17 protein-coding genes are annotated in these 17,595 nt (G+C 58.1%); 4 read left to right on the forward strand and 13 right to left on the reverse strand.

Going from position 1 to position 17,595, the window contains the following annotated elements; translation table 11 throughout:
- The first annotated feature begins 222 nt into the window (after window positions 1-222).
- Window positions 223-921 (forward strand): GntR family transcriptional regulator, encoded by a 699-nt coding sequence (locus MKR05_RS03930; RefSeq protein ID WP_101996892.1) that lies wholly within the window; start codon window positions 223-225, stop codon window positions 919-921.
- Here the strand turns inward: MKR05_RS03930 and MKR05_RS03935 are convergent.
- Window positions 918-1,670 (reverse strand): sulfite exporter TauE/SafE family protein, encoded by a 753-nt coding sequence (locus tag MKR05_RS03935; protein WP_101996894.1) that lies wholly within the window; start codon window positions 1,668-1,670, stop codon window positions 918-920. The two genes, MKR05_RS03930 and MKR05_RS03935, sit on opposite strands and share 4 nt — an antisense overlap.
- Before the next feature lie 111 nt (window positions 1,671-1,781).
- Between MKR05_RS03935 and MKR05_RS03940 the strand changes: the two genes are divergently transcribed.
- Window positions 1,782-2,666, forward strand: coding sequence for a LysR family transcriptional regulator (locus MKR05_RS03940; protein ID WP_101866811.1), 885 nt, complete (start codon window positions 1,782-1,784; stop codon window positions 2,664-2,666).
- A 130-nt stretch (window positions 2,667-2,796) separates the two neighbouring features.
- A complete protein-coding gene (locus MKR05_RS03945) occupies window positions 2,797-3,672 on the forward strand; it encodes an NAD(P)-dependent oxidoreductase (RefSeq protein ID WP_101866810.1) in 876 nt (291 codons plus the stop codon).
- 52 nt (window positions 3,673-3,724) lie between these two features.
- Here MKR05_RS03945 and MKR05_RS03950 read toward each other — a convergent pair whose 3' ends face one another.
- The 10 genes from MKR05_RS03950 to MKR05_RS03995 all read right to left on the reverse strand — a co-directional run bounded on the left by MKR05_RS03950 (window position 3,725) and on the right by MKR05_RS03995 (window position 11,795).
- Entirely contained in the window at window positions 3,725-5,194 is a 1,470-nt protein-coding gene (locus MKR05_RS03950) for a carboxylesterase (protein WP_101996891.1), read from the reverse strand.
- A 204-nt stretch (window positions 5,195-5,398) separates the two neighbouring features.
- Entirely contained in the window at window positions 5,399-5,965 is a 567-nt protein-coding gene (locus MKR05_RS03955) for a histidine phosphatase family protein (RefSeq protein ID WP_064154773.1), read from the reverse strand.
- 4 nt (window positions 5,966-5,969) lie between these two features.
- Window positions 5,970-6,725: a CbtA family protein gene (locus tag MKR05_RS03960; protein ID WP_087824286.1), complete on the reverse strand. Its 756-nt coding sequence runs from the start codon at window positions 6,723-6,725 to the stop codon at window positions 5,970-5,972.
- A 10-nt stretch (window positions 6,726-6,735) separates the two neighbouring features.
- Entirely contained in the window at window positions 6,736-6,945 is a 210-nt protein-coding gene (locus tag MKR05_RS03965) for a CbtB-domain containing protein (protein WP_101866176.1), read from the reverse strand.
- Window positions 6,942-7,409 (reverse strand): nitrile hydratase accessory protein, encoded by a 468-nt coding sequence (locus MKR05_RS03970; protein ID WP_064154618.1) that lies wholly within the window; start codon window positions 7,407-7,409, stop codon window positions 6,942-6,944. The genes MKR05_RS03965 and MKR05_RS03970 overlap by 4 nt, the downstream gene beginning before the upstream one ends.
- Window positions 7,406-8,059, reverse strand: coding sequence for a nitrile hydratase subunit beta (gene nthB / locus MKR05_RS03975; RefSeq protein WP_064154617.1), 654 nt, complete (start codon window positions 8,057-8,059; stop codon window positions 7,406-7,408). Before nthB ends, MKR05_RS03970 begins: the two co-directional genes overlap by 4 nt.
- A 15-nt stretch (window positions 8,060-8,074) precedes the next feature.
- Window positions 8,075-8,683: a nitrile hydratase subunit alpha gene (gene nthA, locus MKR05_RS03980; RefSeq protein ID WP_065812539.1), complete on the reverse strand. Its 609-nt coding sequence runs from the start codon at window positions 8,681-8,683 to the stop codon at window positions 8,075-8,077.
- A 24-nt stretch (window positions 8,684-8,707) separates the two neighbouring features.
- Entirely contained in the window at window positions 8,708-10,222 is a 1,515-nt protein-coding gene (locus MKR05_RS03985) for an amidase (protein WP_087824284.1), read from the reverse strand.
- Between the two features lie 136 nt (window positions 10,223-10,358).
- Window positions 10,359-10,841, reverse strand: coding sequence for a group 1 truncated hemoglobin (locus tag MKR05_RS03990; RefSeq protein ID WP_064154614.1), 483 nt, complete (start codon window positions 10,839-10,841; stop codon window positions 10,359-10,361).
- A 60-nt stretch (window positions 10,842-10,901) separates the two neighbouring features.
- Window positions 10,902-11,795 (reverse strand): transporter, encoded by an 894-nt coding sequence (locus MKR05_RS03995; protein WP_087824283.1) that lies wholly within the window; start codon window positions 11,793-11,795, stop codon window positions 10,902-10,904.
- A gap of 404 nt (window positions 11,796-12,199) precedes the next feature.
- Between MKR05_RS03995 and MKR05_RS04000 the strand changes: the two genes are divergently transcribed.
- Window positions 12,200-13,153 (forward strand): AraC family transcriptional regulator, encoded by a 954-nt coding sequence (locus MKR05_RS04000; RefSeq protein ID WP_238875396.1) that lies wholly within the window; start codon window positions 12,200-12,202, stop codon window positions 13,151-13,153.
- A gap of 206 nt (window positions 13,154-13,359) precedes the next feature.
- Here the strand turns inward: MKR05_RS04000 and MKR05_RS04005 are convergent, their stop codons facing one another.
- A complete protein-coding gene (locus MKR05_RS04005; protein WP_284118075.1) occupies window positions 13,360-16,434 on the reverse strand; it encodes an efflux RND transporter permease subunit in 3,075 nt (1,024 codons plus the stop codon).
- A complete protein-coding gene (locus MKR05_RS04010; RefSeq protein ID WP_238875399.1) occupies window positions 16,431-17,579 on the reverse strand; it encodes an efflux RND transporter periplasmic adaptor subunit in 1,149 nt (382 codons plus the stop codon). Before MKR05_RS04010 ends, MKR05_RS04005 begins: the two co-directional genes overlap by 4 nt.
- Window positions 17,580-17,595: the final 16 nt, after the last annotated feature.

The raw sequence follows: 17,595 nt of genomic DNA on the forward strand, positions 1-17,595 counted from the left end.
AGGCTTATCAGACTAGGAGCAGACCACCGGGATCCCGAGCAGGAAAAAGGCCATCTGTGACGAAAGTCATATATATTGTTGCAGGAGAGATATATAAATATAGCCATTTTTATAGATGAGTTAACGTCTTATCTCTCGCGTAATAGTTAAATATTGTCTATAAATACAATATGTTATTTGTGGTTATTTCCCACACCCTCCATCTCAACGAGACATCTAAAAGTGATTTATAAAAAGATTGCCAGCGAACTGAAGGCCCGTATCAACAGCGACGACTACGCCGTCGGGGATATGCTGCCCAGCGAAAAAGCGCTGGCTGCGGAGCTGCAGGTCTCGGTGATGACGCTGCGCAAAGCGCTGGCGCTACTGGACGAGGAAAAGCTGATCGCCCGGCGGCACGGCAGCGGAACCTGCATTATGCGTAAGAGTAACTATCATGGCGGCGAGCTGGAGGGGTTTAACTACCAGATGCAGGTGGTGGGGGTCACCAACTACCGTAATAAGGTCATTGAGTTCACCTTGCTTGACGCCCCGCCGGCCATTGCCCAGCAGTTAAAGATCCAGCCGGGAGAGAAAGTCTACTACGTCAGGCGGCTGCGCCTGATTGATGAGGTCCCGATCCTGGTGGAGAACAGCTACATTCCGTACGCCGCTTTTCCGTGGCTCAGCGTGGGTAACCTTGAGCAGTCTAAGTTCAACTATTTCAAAAAAGAGTGCCATATCACCATTATCGAGAGCCACCGCAGCTATACGCCGGTGCTGGCGACCCGCGAGCAGGCGGAGCTGCTGCAGGTGGCGCCTAACAGCCTCCTGCTACGGGTGCAGTCTGTCAGCTACGCCCAGAACCGGACGATCGTTGATTTCTCAGAAATCTACCAGAACACCAGTAAATACAATGTGAAGCACATTACCCGCCGCTAGGCCGATCCCCCCAGCAGCCCCCGGAGGACAAGTTCCAGCCCCAGCGCCAGCAGGAACAACAGAAAGCCCTGACGAAAGCGCTGCGGGCTGAGACGCGAGCGGATCCGCTGTCCCAGCCACATGCCGAGCAGCGCGGGCAACAGCGCCAGCGTCGACAGCAGCAGCGACTCTGCGCGCCAGCCAGCGTGCAGGGAGAGGCCGGCCGCCATCGCCAGAGTGGAGAGGGTGAACGACAGTCCCAGGGCCTGGACCAGCTCGTCGCGACGAAAGCCCAGCGCCTGCAGCCAGGGCACCGCCGGAATAACGAATACCCCGGTCGCCCCGGTGATCAGTCCGGTCAGTCCGCCCATCAGCGGCGACAGGCGCTTTTCCACGCGGGCGGAAACCTGCACCGCCGGACCACGGAGCGCGTATCCGGCATAAGCTATCAGCACGACGCCCAGCGCCAGCGACGACCACCGCGGGTTCAGGTGGATGAGCAGTGACGATCCCGCCAGCGTGCCGATAATCATCCCGGTCATCATTAACCAGAGGCGACGCACAATCTGCGCCAGCGCGGGGCCAGCCAGCAGCTGCCAGAGATTGGTTAACAGCGAGGGGAACACCAGCAGGGCCGCCGCGGCCGGTGGCGGCATCATAAGGCCAAGCAGGCCCATCGCCACGGTGGGCAGTCCCATGCCGGTCACCCCTTTGACCAGCCCGGCGGCGATAAAGATCAGCAGTAAACAGAGAGTGTGAAGATCAAACATCATGGCTCACTTATCGGCTCAGAGAAGGGCATTGAAACAGCTGGTCGCCGGGGAGACAATGCGGTATGTTGCCCGCAGGCTACGGTAAAACCGAAGGGAAAGGAGGGCGTTATGCGACTGGATCTCGCCGATCTGCGACTGTTTATCGCCATCGTGGATAGCGGCAGCATTACCGGCGGGGCGGCGGCGGCCCATCTGGCGCTGGCCTCCGCCAGCGAAAGGCTGCGCAAAATGGAGGCGGAGGTCGGTGTGCCGCTGCTGCACCGTCATGCCCGGGGAGTGACAACGACCGAGGCCGGGGAGGTGCTGGCGCGCCATGCTCGTCCGTTGTTAGAGCAGCAGCGGCGTCTGCGCCAGGCGATGCACGCCTTCGCCCGCGGTCAGCAGGGCACGCTGCGCCTGTTTGCCAATACCTCGGCGATGTCGGCTTTTCTGCCGGGCAAGCTCGCCGCGTGGATGGCCGCGCATCCCGGGATACAGATCGACACCGAAGAGCGCACCAGCGCGGATATTGTCAGCAGCATTCTGGCTGGCGTGGCGCAGGCCGGGGTGGTGTCCGATGCGGTCGACCCCGGGCCGTTGCGCCTGGAGCCCGTCGCGGAGGATCCCCTGGTGCTGATCGTGCCGCCGGCCCATGCCTTGAGTGACGCCGCCAAGGTGGCTTTCGCAACGATCATCCATGAGCCGCTGGTCGCGCTCTATCAGACCAGCGCGCTGCAGCAGCATATCGAAGAGCAGGCCGCCGGAGTCGGCCAGGCGCTGAACGTCCGCATCAGGATGAGCCATTTTGAAGGGCTTTGCGAGATGGTGGCTCACGGCGCCGGCGCGGCGATCCTGCCGCGCGTTATTGCTGAACGCTACCTGCCGCGCTACCGGTTCGCCGTTATCACATTGCAGGATCGCTGGGCGCTGCGTCGGCTGTGCCTGTGCTATCAGGATGACGAACGCCTGTCGCCAGCGATGCGCCGCTTGCTGGAGTGGCTCCGCCAGCCCTGAGCCGCGATAAATGTGGCTATCATATAGTGACAGTGTCACTTTATATGGCGGTTATTGCTACTGACATCCGTGCCAGAGATGCGATAGTAGACGTCCGCCATTTATTAACACGCGAATCAGGACAGACAAGATGAGTACATTACCAAAAGTCGCGGTGCTGGGACTCGGCGCCATGGGACACGCTTTTGCCAGCAATCTGCTGAAGAAGGGCTTTACCGTCGCGGGCTGGAACCGTTCGCCAGCGCGCGGCGAGGATTTACAGGCGCAGGGATTATCCCTGCACGCCACGCCGCAGCAGGCGGTGGCCGATGCCGAGGTGATCATCAGTATGCTCGCCGATGGTCAGGCTACCCTGCAGGTACTGGCGCAAATAGCGCCTGCCTGTCAGCCGCAGGCGATCTATTGCCAGATGGGCACCATCGGCCTGGCGGAGACCCAGGAGGCTATCGCTTTGTTGCGGGAGCGTCAGCCGGCGATGACCTTCGTCGATGCCCCGGTTTCAGGGACCAAAGCCCCGGCGGAGAAGGCGCAGATCCTGGTGCTCGCCAGCGGAGATCGTGAAAAGTGTAGCCCGGCGGAACAGGTATTTGCCGCTATCTCACGTGGGACGCAGTGGTTTGGCGAGGCGGGCAACAGCCAGAAAATGAAGCTGGTCCTCAATGCCTGGCTGATTGCGATGATGCAGGGCATCGCGGAAAGCGCACAGCTGGCGAAGACGCTGGGCTTTACCCCCGACCAGCTGTGGAGCGCCCTGGAGGGCGGCCCGCTGGCGGCGCCCTATGTCAAAGTCAAACTGGACGCCATCGCCAATGAGCAATTCGCGCCGCAGATGCAGCTGGTGCATGCGCTGAAAGATGCCCGGCTGGCCTTGTCCCTGTCCGAGCCGCACACCATGCCGGGACTGGATAACATCGCCGAACTGTGGCAGCAGGCGGCGGATGCGGGATTTGCCGGGCAGGACCTGTCCTCGATATATCAGTGGCTGTCGACGTCGGCGAAAGCATAGTGAAGCGCCCTCAGGAAAAAGTGGCCTCGGCGGCCACTTATCCAGAGGGGAGTTATTTTCCGGAGAGCGCCGGGCGAGTGTCGATCCCTTCGTCAATGCGCTTGATCATATAGGGAAAGAACGGATTGGAAGACTGGCGCATCAGCGAGTCCAGACCCACAACCAGCACAGAACGCTCACCGCGAGCTGCAAACGTGCCAAGGCTGATCCCGTATTGATTCAGCGGATGGGGATAGCGCCCGTACAGCGAATCGCTCAAGGGGAAGGGGAGCGCGACATGAGAAAGAGAGTAGACGTCCGGTAAATAGTGCATTCCCTGCAGCTTTTCCACCGTGGTGTCTGTTTTCCCGGCGCGGGTGGTGCGAATTTCCATCTCTGTACTGGCGGAATTGGCGTTAGTGATGATCGTGGTTTGATAAGCCCGCGGCGCCACGGGCAGCAACCGCGCCAGCGCGGTGTAAGACGTCCGGCGTAATAATGAATTAAACCTGACCGCATGATTTAAATCGAAGAGGACAATTTCACTGCCATTATCCGGCAAGCGGTTATACAGCGCCGTCACGATCGCCCGTGTACTGACCGTTGAATCCACAACGGACTGAAAGGTCAATACCGGCGGTAAGCTGTTAAGCCTATGATTTCTCGAATCCGTCACTATCTGCTTTTGCAGCGCTTTGGTCAGCAGAAACGACTGACGGGCGGCATTCGTCGGGAAGGAGTTATATTTAAACGGATTAAACTCAGGCATGATGTTTAACCATGCGGCTTTCGAGAAGGCGGGAAGAAACGCGGGCCAGCCCGCGAGGCCGGAAAAGCGCGCGAAGCGGGTAATACCGATCATTGGAGAAATCAGGATCACCCGCTGGGGTTTTGCCAGTCCGGCATTATCCAGCGCGTCCAGCGAATACTTCATTGCCAGCGCGCCGCCGTTGGAAAATCCGACGATATGCAGGGGCGCATCATGCCCCGTCAGTCGTTTCGCTTCTCTCACCGCCAGGCGCGTGGCGGCCAGCCAGTCCTGCCAGTCCACGTCGGTCAGCCCGGCGGGTACCGTCCCGTGGCCCGGTAACCTGATACCGATGGCGACATAACCCTGTTGCCGGTAATTTTCGGCGATATGCCGCAGACTGTAGGGTGTATCCGTCAGACCATGCAGCAACACCACAGCGCCTCTCGGTTTGCCATCCGGCATCATAATGTATGACCGATTCCAGTTGGTGGGAAACGAGTCCGGATAGATGGGGCTGTGACTGTAGTAACGATTCAGTTCGGTTTGCTGTTCAGCGTCCAGCTTATCGGAAACCTGGCGTTTTACCTCACCGAAGAGCGCATTCTCTTTTTGGAGGTAATCGTTCCAGTCAGCATTGTCGATTTCATCCGCGTCCATTTCATGCGGAACCCAGGTATGCCAGAGCTGCAGATCGGGCCCGCGCTGTATGTCATAAACGCGTAGTCCCAGAGCGCCAATAGTCAACAGCAGCAGGGACAACACGATACGTTTTAACCAGGTTACCCATTTCAACGCGTGGCTTCCTTTCTTAATGACCTGTTTTCTGAGTATAAATAATCATAGTCAGGGAAGGTTTACTTTTTTGCGCAGGACCGGTCGTGAAGGAGGCTGAGCGGTCCTATGGCATTGGGTTTAGCGATGCAGGACAAGTAGATGGAGCCATCCATGGCCAAAGGCGCTTACTTGCTGATGGCTTCAGCGGGACACCGTCGAGCATTAGCCATTTATGTCATCTCTTAATAAACAATAATTCCAGCGCCGTCCGTCACTGCGCAACTCGGTGATGCTGAGCGAGTGGACGTCAATACGTGCAAATGAGTGAAGTGGGGCGCCGAGAACGGCGAGGATCATGGCACGGATAGTGGAGGCAGACGCAATTACACAGTGTCGTCCTTGAATATCGACGTGTTTTGTCAGCCAGCGGCCACAGCGCGCCAACAGCTGAACACGTGATTCTCCGCCCGGCGGCGCTTCACCCTCCAGCCAGGCCAGGAAAGCGTCGGCGTCTTGCGTCATCACCTCACGTAATGGCCGACCGGCCCAGATGCCGTAGTCGGGCTCCGCCAGCTCCATTACCGGGGTACCCGGTAAAGAGAGCGCTGCGGCAGTTTGTCGGGCGGCGGTCTCCGGGGAGATCCAGACGCGGTGACAACGGGCGACACGGCTTTGTAACTGACGCGCCCGTTGCCATTCCCGCGCCTTCAGAGGGGCATCACAGGGGAAATGTGAACCACTGGACGCTGCCGTTTCTCCCTGACAAATCAGCGTTAGCGACGCTCTCATGATGTTAACCGCGGCGGAAGGCTGGGCGTTGCGCACGTGTCGCCGGCGTACGTTCGGCTAAGGCACCGAACGCCACACCGATGACGCTCCAGAGCACCAGGTGCGTGCCGAAGGAGCTAATACGGAAACGCCATAGGAGGTCCGCCGGGAAGTGTTCGGGCACTTCGTTCACTGTCGGCATCAGGGCACAAACCATGAGCATCAGCGCCATAGCGAACAGCATTGCCCACATCATAGCATTTCCTCTGCCAAGGCGCGGTATTAGCTGATGTGATAACCACGCGGCCGCGATGACAATGCCGATGGAAAGCAACATCATGACGAAGTACAGTTCGGTACGATAGCCGATGGTATCCGGGTTACCGACTGCAGGCGGATTGGGTGGGTATTTCAGACCAGGCATCAGGCTCATGACCAGAAAGCCGACCAGCGCCAGGCATAACGCTAACAGACGCGGGTTCGATGGTCCGAAGCGCTGATAGCTAAAGGCCCAGCTCAGTGCCAGACCGCCGCCCAGCGCTGCGCCGAACAGCACCATACCGGCCATTAGCCCGATCCCGGACTGGGTTTGACGGCTAAACACCTCTTCTTCACCGCCGTCAGCCGACGCGCTGTGTTGGTGTGTATGAGCGGCCAGACTGTCTTCAATCCCAATAGCACGATCGACCTGCGGCTCGCCGAAATGGTGTGCAAAGGCAAATGCCACCAGTCCAGCCAGAATGCCTGCTATCATCCCCTTGAATAATAGTTTCCCAATCATGTCCGCCTCCTCAGTGGCAGGGAAAACCCAGCAGATGGCGTGCGTCGTGGAAGAATTCATGCACCTGGGTGCCGGAAAACATCGACGTCGCACCTTGTTCCGCACCGACGAAATAGATCGCTAACAGCGCCAGCAGGGTGGTGAACAGTGCCCTGGGCAACAGCGCCGCGATCGGTATCGGAGTGGCCGGGGCGTTGGTGGTAAGGGTGATATCGCTCATGATGTAACTCCGTTGTTGATTTTGCTGATGGAAGACTGTGCCGGGCTAACCGTGACCGGAACGCCGAGTGGAAGCGAGTGGTGGTTATGCGCTGGCGGACAGCTGGCATTGGCCAGGACGATCGGCTGACCATGCGGCGTGTTGATATACGCCAGTCGCCATTCCTGTGTCCGTCGGGCAATGTCATCCGGCGCGGTCAGGTGGAGGGCGGTGATCATGTTCTCCATTGCTGTCGCCCACTGGCGATAGTAGGCATCGTTCACGCTTTCGCCGGGCTGCGCCGGAGCAGCCTTGATCGCTTCGCTGAACGTCCGTACCCATTCTGCCCACGGGAACAGCCCCGCCCGGTGCAGATGGACGATCAGGGAGAATGCTTTCGCCTGCCAGGGCTTATCAAACACAGGCCCCTCCTCGTCGCGGGGTAACCCGACGGCGGCGTAATCACGCTGTGTCGCAAGGCTCATGCTTCCTCCAGATAGTCGTCCCACAGATCGATGTAGACTTTGTCCGGGCGCGGCGTGCCCCACAGTTCCAGTGCGCTGAAGCTTACGCTGTAGACGTGCTGAGGATGTTCGCCCAGACCGTGCGCTGCAGTGTCTGGCGTGATGAATACGCCGTGATCGGTCTCAATACGGCCGATTTTCCCACGCACGTAACGCGGCAGGCGGGTGTGGGTGGTTGGGTTAATGTTTTTTGCCCGAACCAGGTCTCCGGCCTTAAAGCGGGGAGCAACATCGTGACTGACGCGCGCGGAGGCACCGGTACTGACAACCGCCGCGACGATGTCCTGCGTCAGCACCGGCGTGCCTGGCGCGCAGGGAGCAGGGGGCGAGCCACCCCAGAGTTCATCGGCGGTGATCACCCCTTTTTCCATCAGCAGCGTTTCAAATGCGTGCAACCAGTGCTCGTAGTAGCTTGCCTCCAGGTAGTGGGCTGGATCCATGCGTTCAATGGCGTGGCGGAATTCATCCACATTGAAATGTCCGCCGACGAACAGCGAGGCGAACAGCGGAAATACCCGGCGCTCCCATTCATGGCGGAAATACGGCTCATTTTCCTCGTTGAGGATCGGGCCGAGGCCGTGCATACCGCCCAGATCATGTATCCCATTCATGGTTTTCTCCTCTTATTATGGCGCGGCGACCAGCCCGGTGCCGATCATTGAATCGCGGGTGACCAGTTCAATCAGCTGCGCTTCGCTCCAGCCGTCGGTACCCGCCGGACGTTCTGGCAGGACCAGATAGCGCAGTTCCGCGCTGCTGTCCCAGACGCGCACCTCTTTACTTTCGGGTATGGTTACCCCGAATTCGGCAAGAACGCCGCGCGGGTCGATAACGATACGCGAGCGATAGGGGGCCGATTTGTACCAGACCGGCGGAAGACCCAGCACCGGCCAGGGGTAGCAGGAACATAATGTACAGACGGTCACGTTGTGCACGTCCGCCGTGTTCTCCACTACCAGCATGTCTTCACCCTGCACGCCGGAGAAACCCAGCTCGGCGATGGCGGCTGTGGCGTCCTCCAGCAGCCGACGTTTATACTCCGGATCACTCCACGCTTTAGCGACCACCTGCGCGCCGTTACGAGGGCCGACCTTGTGCTCGTACGTGTCAATCAGTTCATCCAGTGCCGCCGGATCAATCAGTCCTTTCTCCTGTAGCAGGGATTCCAGCGCCCGGACACGTAGCTCGATGTCCGCAGGTGGTTCAGTATGGTCGTGGTCGTGTTGATGGCTCATTTTATGGTTCCCGATGGTTAAGAGTTAAAACATCCGCCAGTCGCCGGAAGCTTCAAATGCGGCGGCGGCCTGATAAAGGGTGCTTTCGGCGAAGTGGCGTCCTACCAACATCATTCCTACCGGTAAGCCGTCGACCAGCCCACAAGGGAGAGTCATTGCCGGATGGCCGGTAATATCCTGCGGTGCGGTATTGCCGATCATCTCAAATGCGCGGGAGATATATTCGGTAATGGAGCAGTCAGGTTTCGGTAATGGCTGTGCGACAAGCGGTACAGTGGGCATCACCAGCAGGTCGAAGTCCGCCAGCGCCCGGTCATAGCCCGCACGCGCGCGACGCGCGATATTCTGCGCCTTGGCATAGTAGCGGCCATGGTAGCGTTCCAGCCCGTACTGGCCGACGAACATGCATATCTTCAGCGATGGGGAAAGCGCGTCGGCGTCCTCACGCCACCGGGCGTGCTTGTCCAGCAGCGCCACGTCATATTGTCCTTTCCAGTTAAAGCCCATGCCGTTGCCATGCATCATCTGCGCGGTCAGCCCCTCGCAGCCGATAGGGGACCAGAGCGCACCCGCCAGGCTATGCTCCGGTACCGAAATCTCGTCGACCGTAGCACCCAGATCCTGCAGACGGGCGACGGCAGCACGAACTTTCTCCGCGACTCGCGCATCCAGATTCGGCAACTGAAAACCTTCGGCCATAATGCCGATCTTTAAGCCATGTACTCCCTTACCCAGAGCCTCGGTATAAGCTTCTACTTTGGGGGCATACTGACGCGGGTCCAATCCGTCCGCGCCGGCAATGACCTCAAGGACTAAGGCGTTGTCTTTTACGCTGCGAGTCATCGGCCCGGTATGGTCGAAAGTGGCTTCGATCGGCATGATGCCGGTATAAGGCACCAGACCGTGGGTCGGTTTCAGCCCATAGAGGCCGCACCATGCGGCGGGAATACGCGCAGAGCCTCCTTGATCGCCGCCCATCGCCAAATCAACTTCTCCGGAAGCGACCAAAGCGGCGCTCCCAGAAGATGAGCCACCAGCCGAGTAGCCGCGGCGCAATGGGTTATGTACTGGCGCCGGATCGGAGGTGTGACTGCCTCCCGACAAGCAGAAGTGCTCGCAGGTCGCCTTGCCAAGAATAGTCGCGCCGGCATCCAGCAGTCGGGTGGCAACGGTGGCGTCGTAGCCAGGGACGAAGCCTTCAAGCGTCGAGGCTCCGTTCATCATCGGTACGCCAGCCAGCGCGATGTTGTCTTTGAGCACCACGGTGCGGCCAGCCAGCTTACCGGTTGCTGCACCTGTCACCTCGGTCTTGTAATACCAGGCATTGAGCGGATTTTCCTCGCCTTCAGGGCGATAGCCGGCGGCGCGCGGGTAGTGCACCGGGGGGATCTCGTCGGGCAGGGCGTCGATGAGATCATAGGCGTCGAAATTGGCCTGCATCAGCGCCAGATATTCTTCGGCTTGTGCAGGCGTCAATCGTATGTTTAGCCGACTGGCGAGCGCTTGCAGTTGTTCAATAGTAGGACGTTCAATAGCCATGGAGTTCCCTTTGTACGATGTTTGCCAATGCAACCTGTCTTCAACATAAGCCCGAAATGTCATCAATACATGGTTGTGCAGGTCAGTCATTTGGCTGAGACGGACACCCGCCTGTTGCGCGGATGTCCGTCCTCGGTTAAGACGGTTTATCTGTTTTCGGCCAGTGGATGCCGACGCTTTTCATCCCCTTGGTTACGTCCATGTCAGGGTGGGCGAGTACCACATCCCGGTATGAAGGGCTACCGATGACGGCGGGTTTGAACTGGGTCAGGAATGCGGTGACCTCTTCACGAATATCCTGCGGAACGTTGAAGTTCTCGTAGCATTCATTAATAGCCTCGAATACGGCTTTCCAGTGCACTTCGGTCAGCCCCATTCCGCGGTGCGCGGTCACCATATCTCGTCCCCGGTAGACCGTGTTGCCGCCCCAGTGTTTGCACAGAAAATCGACAAAGTTGATATGCTCTTTCTGGAACGACGATTCGGATACATGCGCCCAGATATGGCCGATATCGGGATGCTTCATACAGGTCTTCAACACTTCCCCTGCGAAAGCGTAAACGGCGTCATAACCGCCGAGACGTTCATAGAGTGTGGGTTTTTGCTGCTGATCGGTCATGATGGATTTCTCCGTTGCGGGTGAGTAGTGAGTCTGGGGATGTCTCTGTGCCGATTCGCATCAGAACAGCTTCATCACGCGCAGGGTGGTATGCAGATCTTCCTTAAAACCGCCATCGACGTTGAGGTCGCGCTGGAGCAGACCCTGTACCTGTACCGTGGGGGTGATGAATTTCGATAATTCCAGCCGTACCTGATCGACGCGCGTCGCCTGTCCGTTCTCAATACCGTCAAGCTGCTGTTTGCCGCCCCAGTACTGGGAATAACCGGCGGCCAGGGTCCAGCTCTTATCGGCGGGCGGCGTCCAGTTCACCCAGCCCTGAAACTGATAGGTGTTGTCCTGCTTAAGTCGACCGGTGCCGATGCCCGAGTCGTCGTCGTTGACGCCATACCACATCACATCTGTGGACAGTTGGGTGGCGAAACCGTTACCCAGCTGCTGCACGCCGCCGAGCTGCAGATCGAACTTCCAGCGATTTTCACCAACGTTTAGCGTGCGTCCGGCGTCGTAGGAGCCCGCGGGGAGGTACAGGTAAGGCACAATGGCGAAGGTTGTACTGGGGTTGTTGACCAGCCAGACCGGCGCGGCAAGGATGGGGTCGCCCAGGCCGCTGGCTGAATCAAGTCGAACGCCGTTTAGTGAGCCATTGTAGAGGCGTCCGTAAGGCAGCAGCACTTGCGGCGCAACCGTAAAGCCACCGACGTCCATGTAGTGAACGTAACGAAAGATGCTGACGAAGGAGTCGAGCCCGGTCTCTTGCTTAATTTCACCGCCCCCGGTCGGGGTGAAGCTATCTCTCGTCGCGTAGGTGAAATATCCCAGAATGGCATCGGTGCCGGCAGGGGCTGGAATCAAATCCTGCGAATTGAGATCGACCGCATGGGCCGGGCCGGTTGCCAGCCACAGTGTGCAGGCGGCCAGGCTGATGCGAAACGTAGCGTTGCTGAAAGTCATGACGTTCCCCCTCTTGTCTGATGTCGTGTTATGTCCGGAGCACGGTGTGGCCGGAAGACCTTACGCTTACTGATACTAGGGAGAAATTTGCGGCGTACTTGCTTCAGCAGGACAGTCGTTTGGCTGGAAGGGACATTCGGTTGCGGGCAGCCCCGTCGTGTGATGGTCCGCCATAGTGCAGGCTTCGCACGTTTAGGGTGCGATTCCAGATTTTGTCGTACTGCTATTCAACGCCCTATATGCCAGCAGAAAAGAGGGGCGCGGATTTTCAGTGTTATTTCCCGGTAACTTAGCGCCGATCGGCGAAACTGAAAGAGGGTGTATTAGCTCGTTGGCATGAGAGTTGCTGTCAGCGAAATCGTTTCTGTCGTTTTGGCGGAATACCCGGCGCGAGGTGAATGATGATGAATAGCATGCAGTCTGCGGGCAGTCTCCACTATTCAACCGTTGGCGTAACCGAGTCACGCCGCTTCGAGTACTGGAACGACGTAGTGTTACGTCACTGTATTCCAGCCGCCAGCGCCCCTCTGGCTGGGGTCGACTTTGATGCACGGCTTACGGTACGTGGAGTGGGTCTGGTGGATATGTGTTCACTGTCCGCGCCGCTACACAGTTGGGATCGCACGGCCCGTTTTTTGCGCCAGGGCCCCGACGACGATCTGTGGTTGGGGTATATGCAGGATGGATACGGTCAGCTTGAACAGGGGGGACGCAAGGCGACGCTGGCAGCGGACAGTCTGGTGCTCTACGATGCCGCCCAGACATTCCGCTTCAGTCTTGGCGGGCGCGATAATCATCTGGTGCGGATACCCCGCCATTTGCTGAGCTGTCATTTACCTGGGGTCGAACACCTCACCGCGACAGTGCTCGACGACCGCCGCCCGGGGGTGATCCCCTTGCGCGAAATGCTGCGTCAGGCGGCAACGATACCCGCCTGCCTGGACACTCCGGATATCTCTGGCCGCTTCTCCCGGACGTTGCTGGATCTACTGGTGCTGAGCCTGGAGTTACAGGACCTGAACAACGTTGGTGTTGAGCGCGATCTGTATTCGCGGATGATGAACTACATCCGGCGGCAATTTGTCGATCCAGATTTGAACATCGAAAGCCTGGCACGGGCGCACCACGTTTCCGTTCGCACCGTCACGCGTGCTTTCGCCCGCCACAAAAAAACGCCGATGGCAGTGATTTGGCAGGAGAGGCTGCTGGCGAGCCGAGAGGCTATCGAACGAGGACGTGTCAATAGCGTGTCCCAGGCGGCGCTGGATTTCGGCTTCTCTGATTTTTCTCATTTCAGCCACGCCTTCCGCAAAGCCTTTGGCATTTCACCTCGCTCTCTGTTGCCGAAGAAGCAGTAAAATTTTGTTCTATTATCACGTACTGCGCTGTAGCTCGCGACCCTGCGCCTGAAGGACGGGCTAGACCGCATCGCATTGTGATTGTCATTGTCAGGTTTCCTGTTATCCGGGCGTCGCAGCAGGTGGATGACAGGATGGCGCAAGTGCTTTCTCTTCTGGCGAATAACCTGGCAGAACCCTGAGACGAGAATACGACGGCACGCCACTCATTTTTCATGAATCTCGCCGGAGGAAGTCATTCTCAGCTGTAGCAACAGGCTAAACGATGCAGGTAAAACGGTCAGTGTAACCAGCGTGGCAATCAGTAGTCCCCCGATAATCGCAAAGGCCATCGGTCCCCAGAATACCTGATGAGAAATGGGGATCATTCCCAGAATGGCTGCACAGGCAGTCAGGCAGATGGGGCGCGCACGATGCTCTGCGGCCGCAATAATGGCGGCATCGCTTGCCATCCCCTGAGCAAGATTGCTGTCAACCTCGCTAATCAGTATGACGGCGTTACGAATGATCATGCCAGCGAGCGCAATCACGCCAAGCAGAGCGACAAATCCCATTGGTGTTCCGCCAGGTAACATAGCCAGCACGATACCCGGTAAACCAAACGGGGCCATCAGTATAGCCAACACAATACGGGAATAGTTGCGCAACTGGAGCATCAACAGCAAGAGCATGATGACCAGTGTCACCGGCAGAACCGCATAGACCGAACTATTACCTTTTTCAGATTCAGCAACCGCGCCCCCTTCTTCAATGCTGTAGCCTTCAGGCAGTTCCGCGCGCAACCTGTCTACCGCTGGTCGCAACGCTGCGGATACTGCTTCGGCGCGTAGTCCCGGGGCGAGGTCAGTTTGCACGGTGATGAAAGGCAAACGCTGTCGACGCCAGATAACCGGATCATCCACGCCCCAGACTGGCGTGGCAAAGGCGCTGAGGGGGATTTGTTTACCGTCATTCCCCTGAATAGTCAGCAAAGAGAAGGTGGCGAGGTTAAGACGCTCATTGTCCCTGGCCCGGAGCACTACATCGACAAGGCGGTCATTATCGCGAACCGACGTGACTATACTGCCGGACCAGACGGTATTGAGCATCCGGGCCAGACTTTCTGACGACACGCCCGCAGCCCGGGCGGCGGTCTGATTGACCTTGAGGGTAATGACTCTCTCCGGTTCGCCTGCCGTCTGATTAACCTCGCGGGAGGAGGGTGACCGGCCAATGACATCGCTCAGGTGGTTCGCGATCGACCTGACCTTCAGATAATCTGGCCCACTCACCCGGTATTTGACTGGCCAGCCGACGGGGGGCCCAAGTTCCAGGGGCGATACGCGAGTGATGATGTCGCTAAAGCGCGTAGCCAGTATCCTGTTTAACTGTCGATGAAGACGATCCCGCGCTTTAAGATCTTTAGCCACCACCACCATCTGGGCGATATTTTCATTTGCCAGAAGCACATCCATAGGCAGGTAAAAACGAATCGCTCCCGACCCAACGTATGTCGAAAAGCGCTCAACGTTGCGGTTGCCTTCCAGGGCCTTCTCCAGCTGTTCAGCCCTATTTTGCGTTTCCGACTGCGAGGCATTGGCCGGTAGCGTCAGGCTGACCAGCAATTCAGGCCTGTCGGAGGCGGGGAAAAACTCCCCCTGCATAAAGGTTGTTCCGTAAACGGACAGACCAAGCGCAATGAGAGCAATACACACGGTGGCGAAGCGGTGACGCAACGCCTTGCGCAGTAGCCACTGGTATCCGCGGGCCATCCGTCCAGGACCTTTCGCCTTCTGTCTGATGTTGTCAGATAACAGCCACGTCCCGGTTAACGGTGAAAACAGGATCGCGACAACCCATGAGCACAGCAGGGCGATGAGCACCACGGCAAACAGGGAAAAGCAATATTCACCGGCGCTGGACGCAGCAAATCCCACGGGAATAAACCCGGCAATCATCACAAGGGTGCCCGTCAGCATCGGAAATGCGGTCGTTTTAAAAGCCCGGGTAGCCGCCTGCCGGCGGGAATCCCCGGCTTCCAGACCAGAGACCATGGTTTCCACAGTGATCATGGCGTCATCGACCAGCAGACCCAGCGCGATAATCAATGCGCCGAGAGAAATACGCTGCAGACCTATTCCTGCCAGCATCATTCCCGTAAAGGTCATGGCCAGAACCAGTGGGATGGCCGCAGCCACGACCAGTCCGGCTCGTAAACCCAGCGAGACAAACGAAACGGCCAGGACGATCGCCACGGCTTCGATAAGCACCCGGATAAACCCGCTTACGGCATCGCTGACCACCGCTGATTGATCGGCAACCTTGACCATCTCAATACCGTGCGGCAGCGTGACGCTGATGGCATGCATTTTTGCATTCAGCGCGGCGCCGAAACGCAGCATATTACCCGTCGGCGCCATCGAGATAGCCAGCCCGATGGCGGGTTTGCCGTTAACCCGGTAAACCGGCTGGGGAGGCTCGGCGTTTTCCCGGCTAACGGTGGCAATATCCGTCAGCGGAAGGTAATGATCGTTAATACGCAGCGTGACGGCACGTAAGCTAGCTTCAGAAGTCAGTTCCCCGCTGACCTTTATCGCCATATTTTCCTGTCCGGTGCGGATCATACCTGCCGGGACAACCGCATTTTGTGCTCTGAGGGCATCCGCTACCTGCTGGATGTTCAACCCCATACTTGCCAGACGCGCTGGAGAAAAAGAGAGAACTATCTGTTCCTGCTGCTCACCCAGCAGGCTGGTTTTTCCGATATCCGGTAACGACATGAGTTCCCGGCGGATTGTCTCAACACGGTCCCGGACCTCCCGCAGGGTATAGCCCTCAGGTATAAATCCATAAATCGTACCGAACGTATCATCAAATTCGTCGTCGACGACGGGGCCCTGAACGCCTTCTGGCAACGACGGGGCAATATCCTGCATTTTCTTACGTACCTGATACCAGATATCCGGCACCTTTTGCGGCGGGGTATCGTCACGGAGATTGACATGAATAACGGAGCTCCCGGCACGGGTTTCACTTTCGAGATAATCAAGCCAGGGGATTTCCTGCAGCTTTTTTTCCAGCGTATCGGTCAGCAGTCGGGTGGTATCCGTTACGGATGCCCCGGGCCATTGCGCAGAAACAACGGCCGTTTTAATCGCAAACGCCGGATCTTCGTTACGTGGCAGGTTCTCATAACAGAACGCGCCCATAACCATGATCAGCAGCATGAAGAAACTGACCATCTGTTGATTATTTAGCGCCCAGGCGGACAGGTTAAATTTCTCATTCAATACGGGTTTCATGATTCGCACTCCCCGGCAATCACCGGCTCGCCGGAGCGTAATTTACTCACGCCGGCGGTAATCACCCGGTCGCCTGGTTCAAGGCCGCCGGAGATAATAACCGCGGTGGCGGTATAGTATGCTGGCACCACCACGCGAAGCTGGGCCTGCGACCGTGGGTTAATTACATAAACCGCCGGTTTGTCGTCGACGCGGCTCAACGCTGAAGCGGGAAGGGCGTATCCATGCGGACCCGTTGCGGGTAACGTGACGGTAACGCTGGCGCCCAGCGCCATTGCCAGCGGTGGGTTTTGCAGGGTAGCCCTGACGCGCCATGTGCGGGTCTGAGGATCGGCCTGCGGGCTAATATCTCTTACGGCGGCGGACGCTTGCACCGACGGGTCGCTGAGGAGGGAAACTCGCAAGCCAGCCTGTTCCTGTGGCGGGATCGCCTCGGGTTTATCGATATCAAACACCACATCGCGGGCTTCACCGGTCGCCAGCGTCAACACCGACTGACCACCACTGACCACCTGACCCGCAGAGGCGCTTACTTCGGTGATCACGCCGCTTTGCGGCGCCATCAGACGCGTCCAGCCAAGGCTTTCCCGGGCATTACGCAACGCGGACTCGCTGTTTTTTAAACGCGCGCGGGCGACAAGCCAGTCTGCGCGGGCGGTATCGAGCTGCGTGCGGGCAATCGCGCCTGTTGGCATGAGCTTTTGCATTCGGTTGAGGTTAAGTGCAGCAACCTGAGCAGCGGCTTTGGCTCCTTCATAATCAGCCTGTGCGCCATCGAGCTGATTCTGACTGGTTGTATTTTCAAGCGTGGCCAGCAGTTGCCCTGCATTGACCCGATCGCCAATATCGACGCTACGCGTCACTATCCGGCCGCCGGTACGAAAGCTGAGAATCGTTTCATCGTGCGCATGGATCTCTCCGGTTCTTTCCAGCGCGGGAAGGGTTTGCGCTGAGCCAACAACAACGTAGCGCACCGTTCGCACAGGATCAGTCGTATTACCATGGTTGTCCCCGCATCCGGGCAGCAGAAAAATCACTACCGAAAGAAGGGTCAGGGGGAGAAAGTGCAGCCAAGAAAGGGTGCGCGCCACGTCGTACAAATGGTGCAGACTGTGGCGGAGGGAGAGTAAAAATTCATCTGACATAACGCCGCTCCATATA

The organism is Klebsiella sp. K5-204 (assembly GCF_030128585.1).
Classification (GTDB): domain Bacteria; phylum Pseudomonadota; class Gammaproteobacteria; order Enterobacterales; family Enterobacteriaceae; genus Klebsiella; species Klebsiella quasipneumoniae.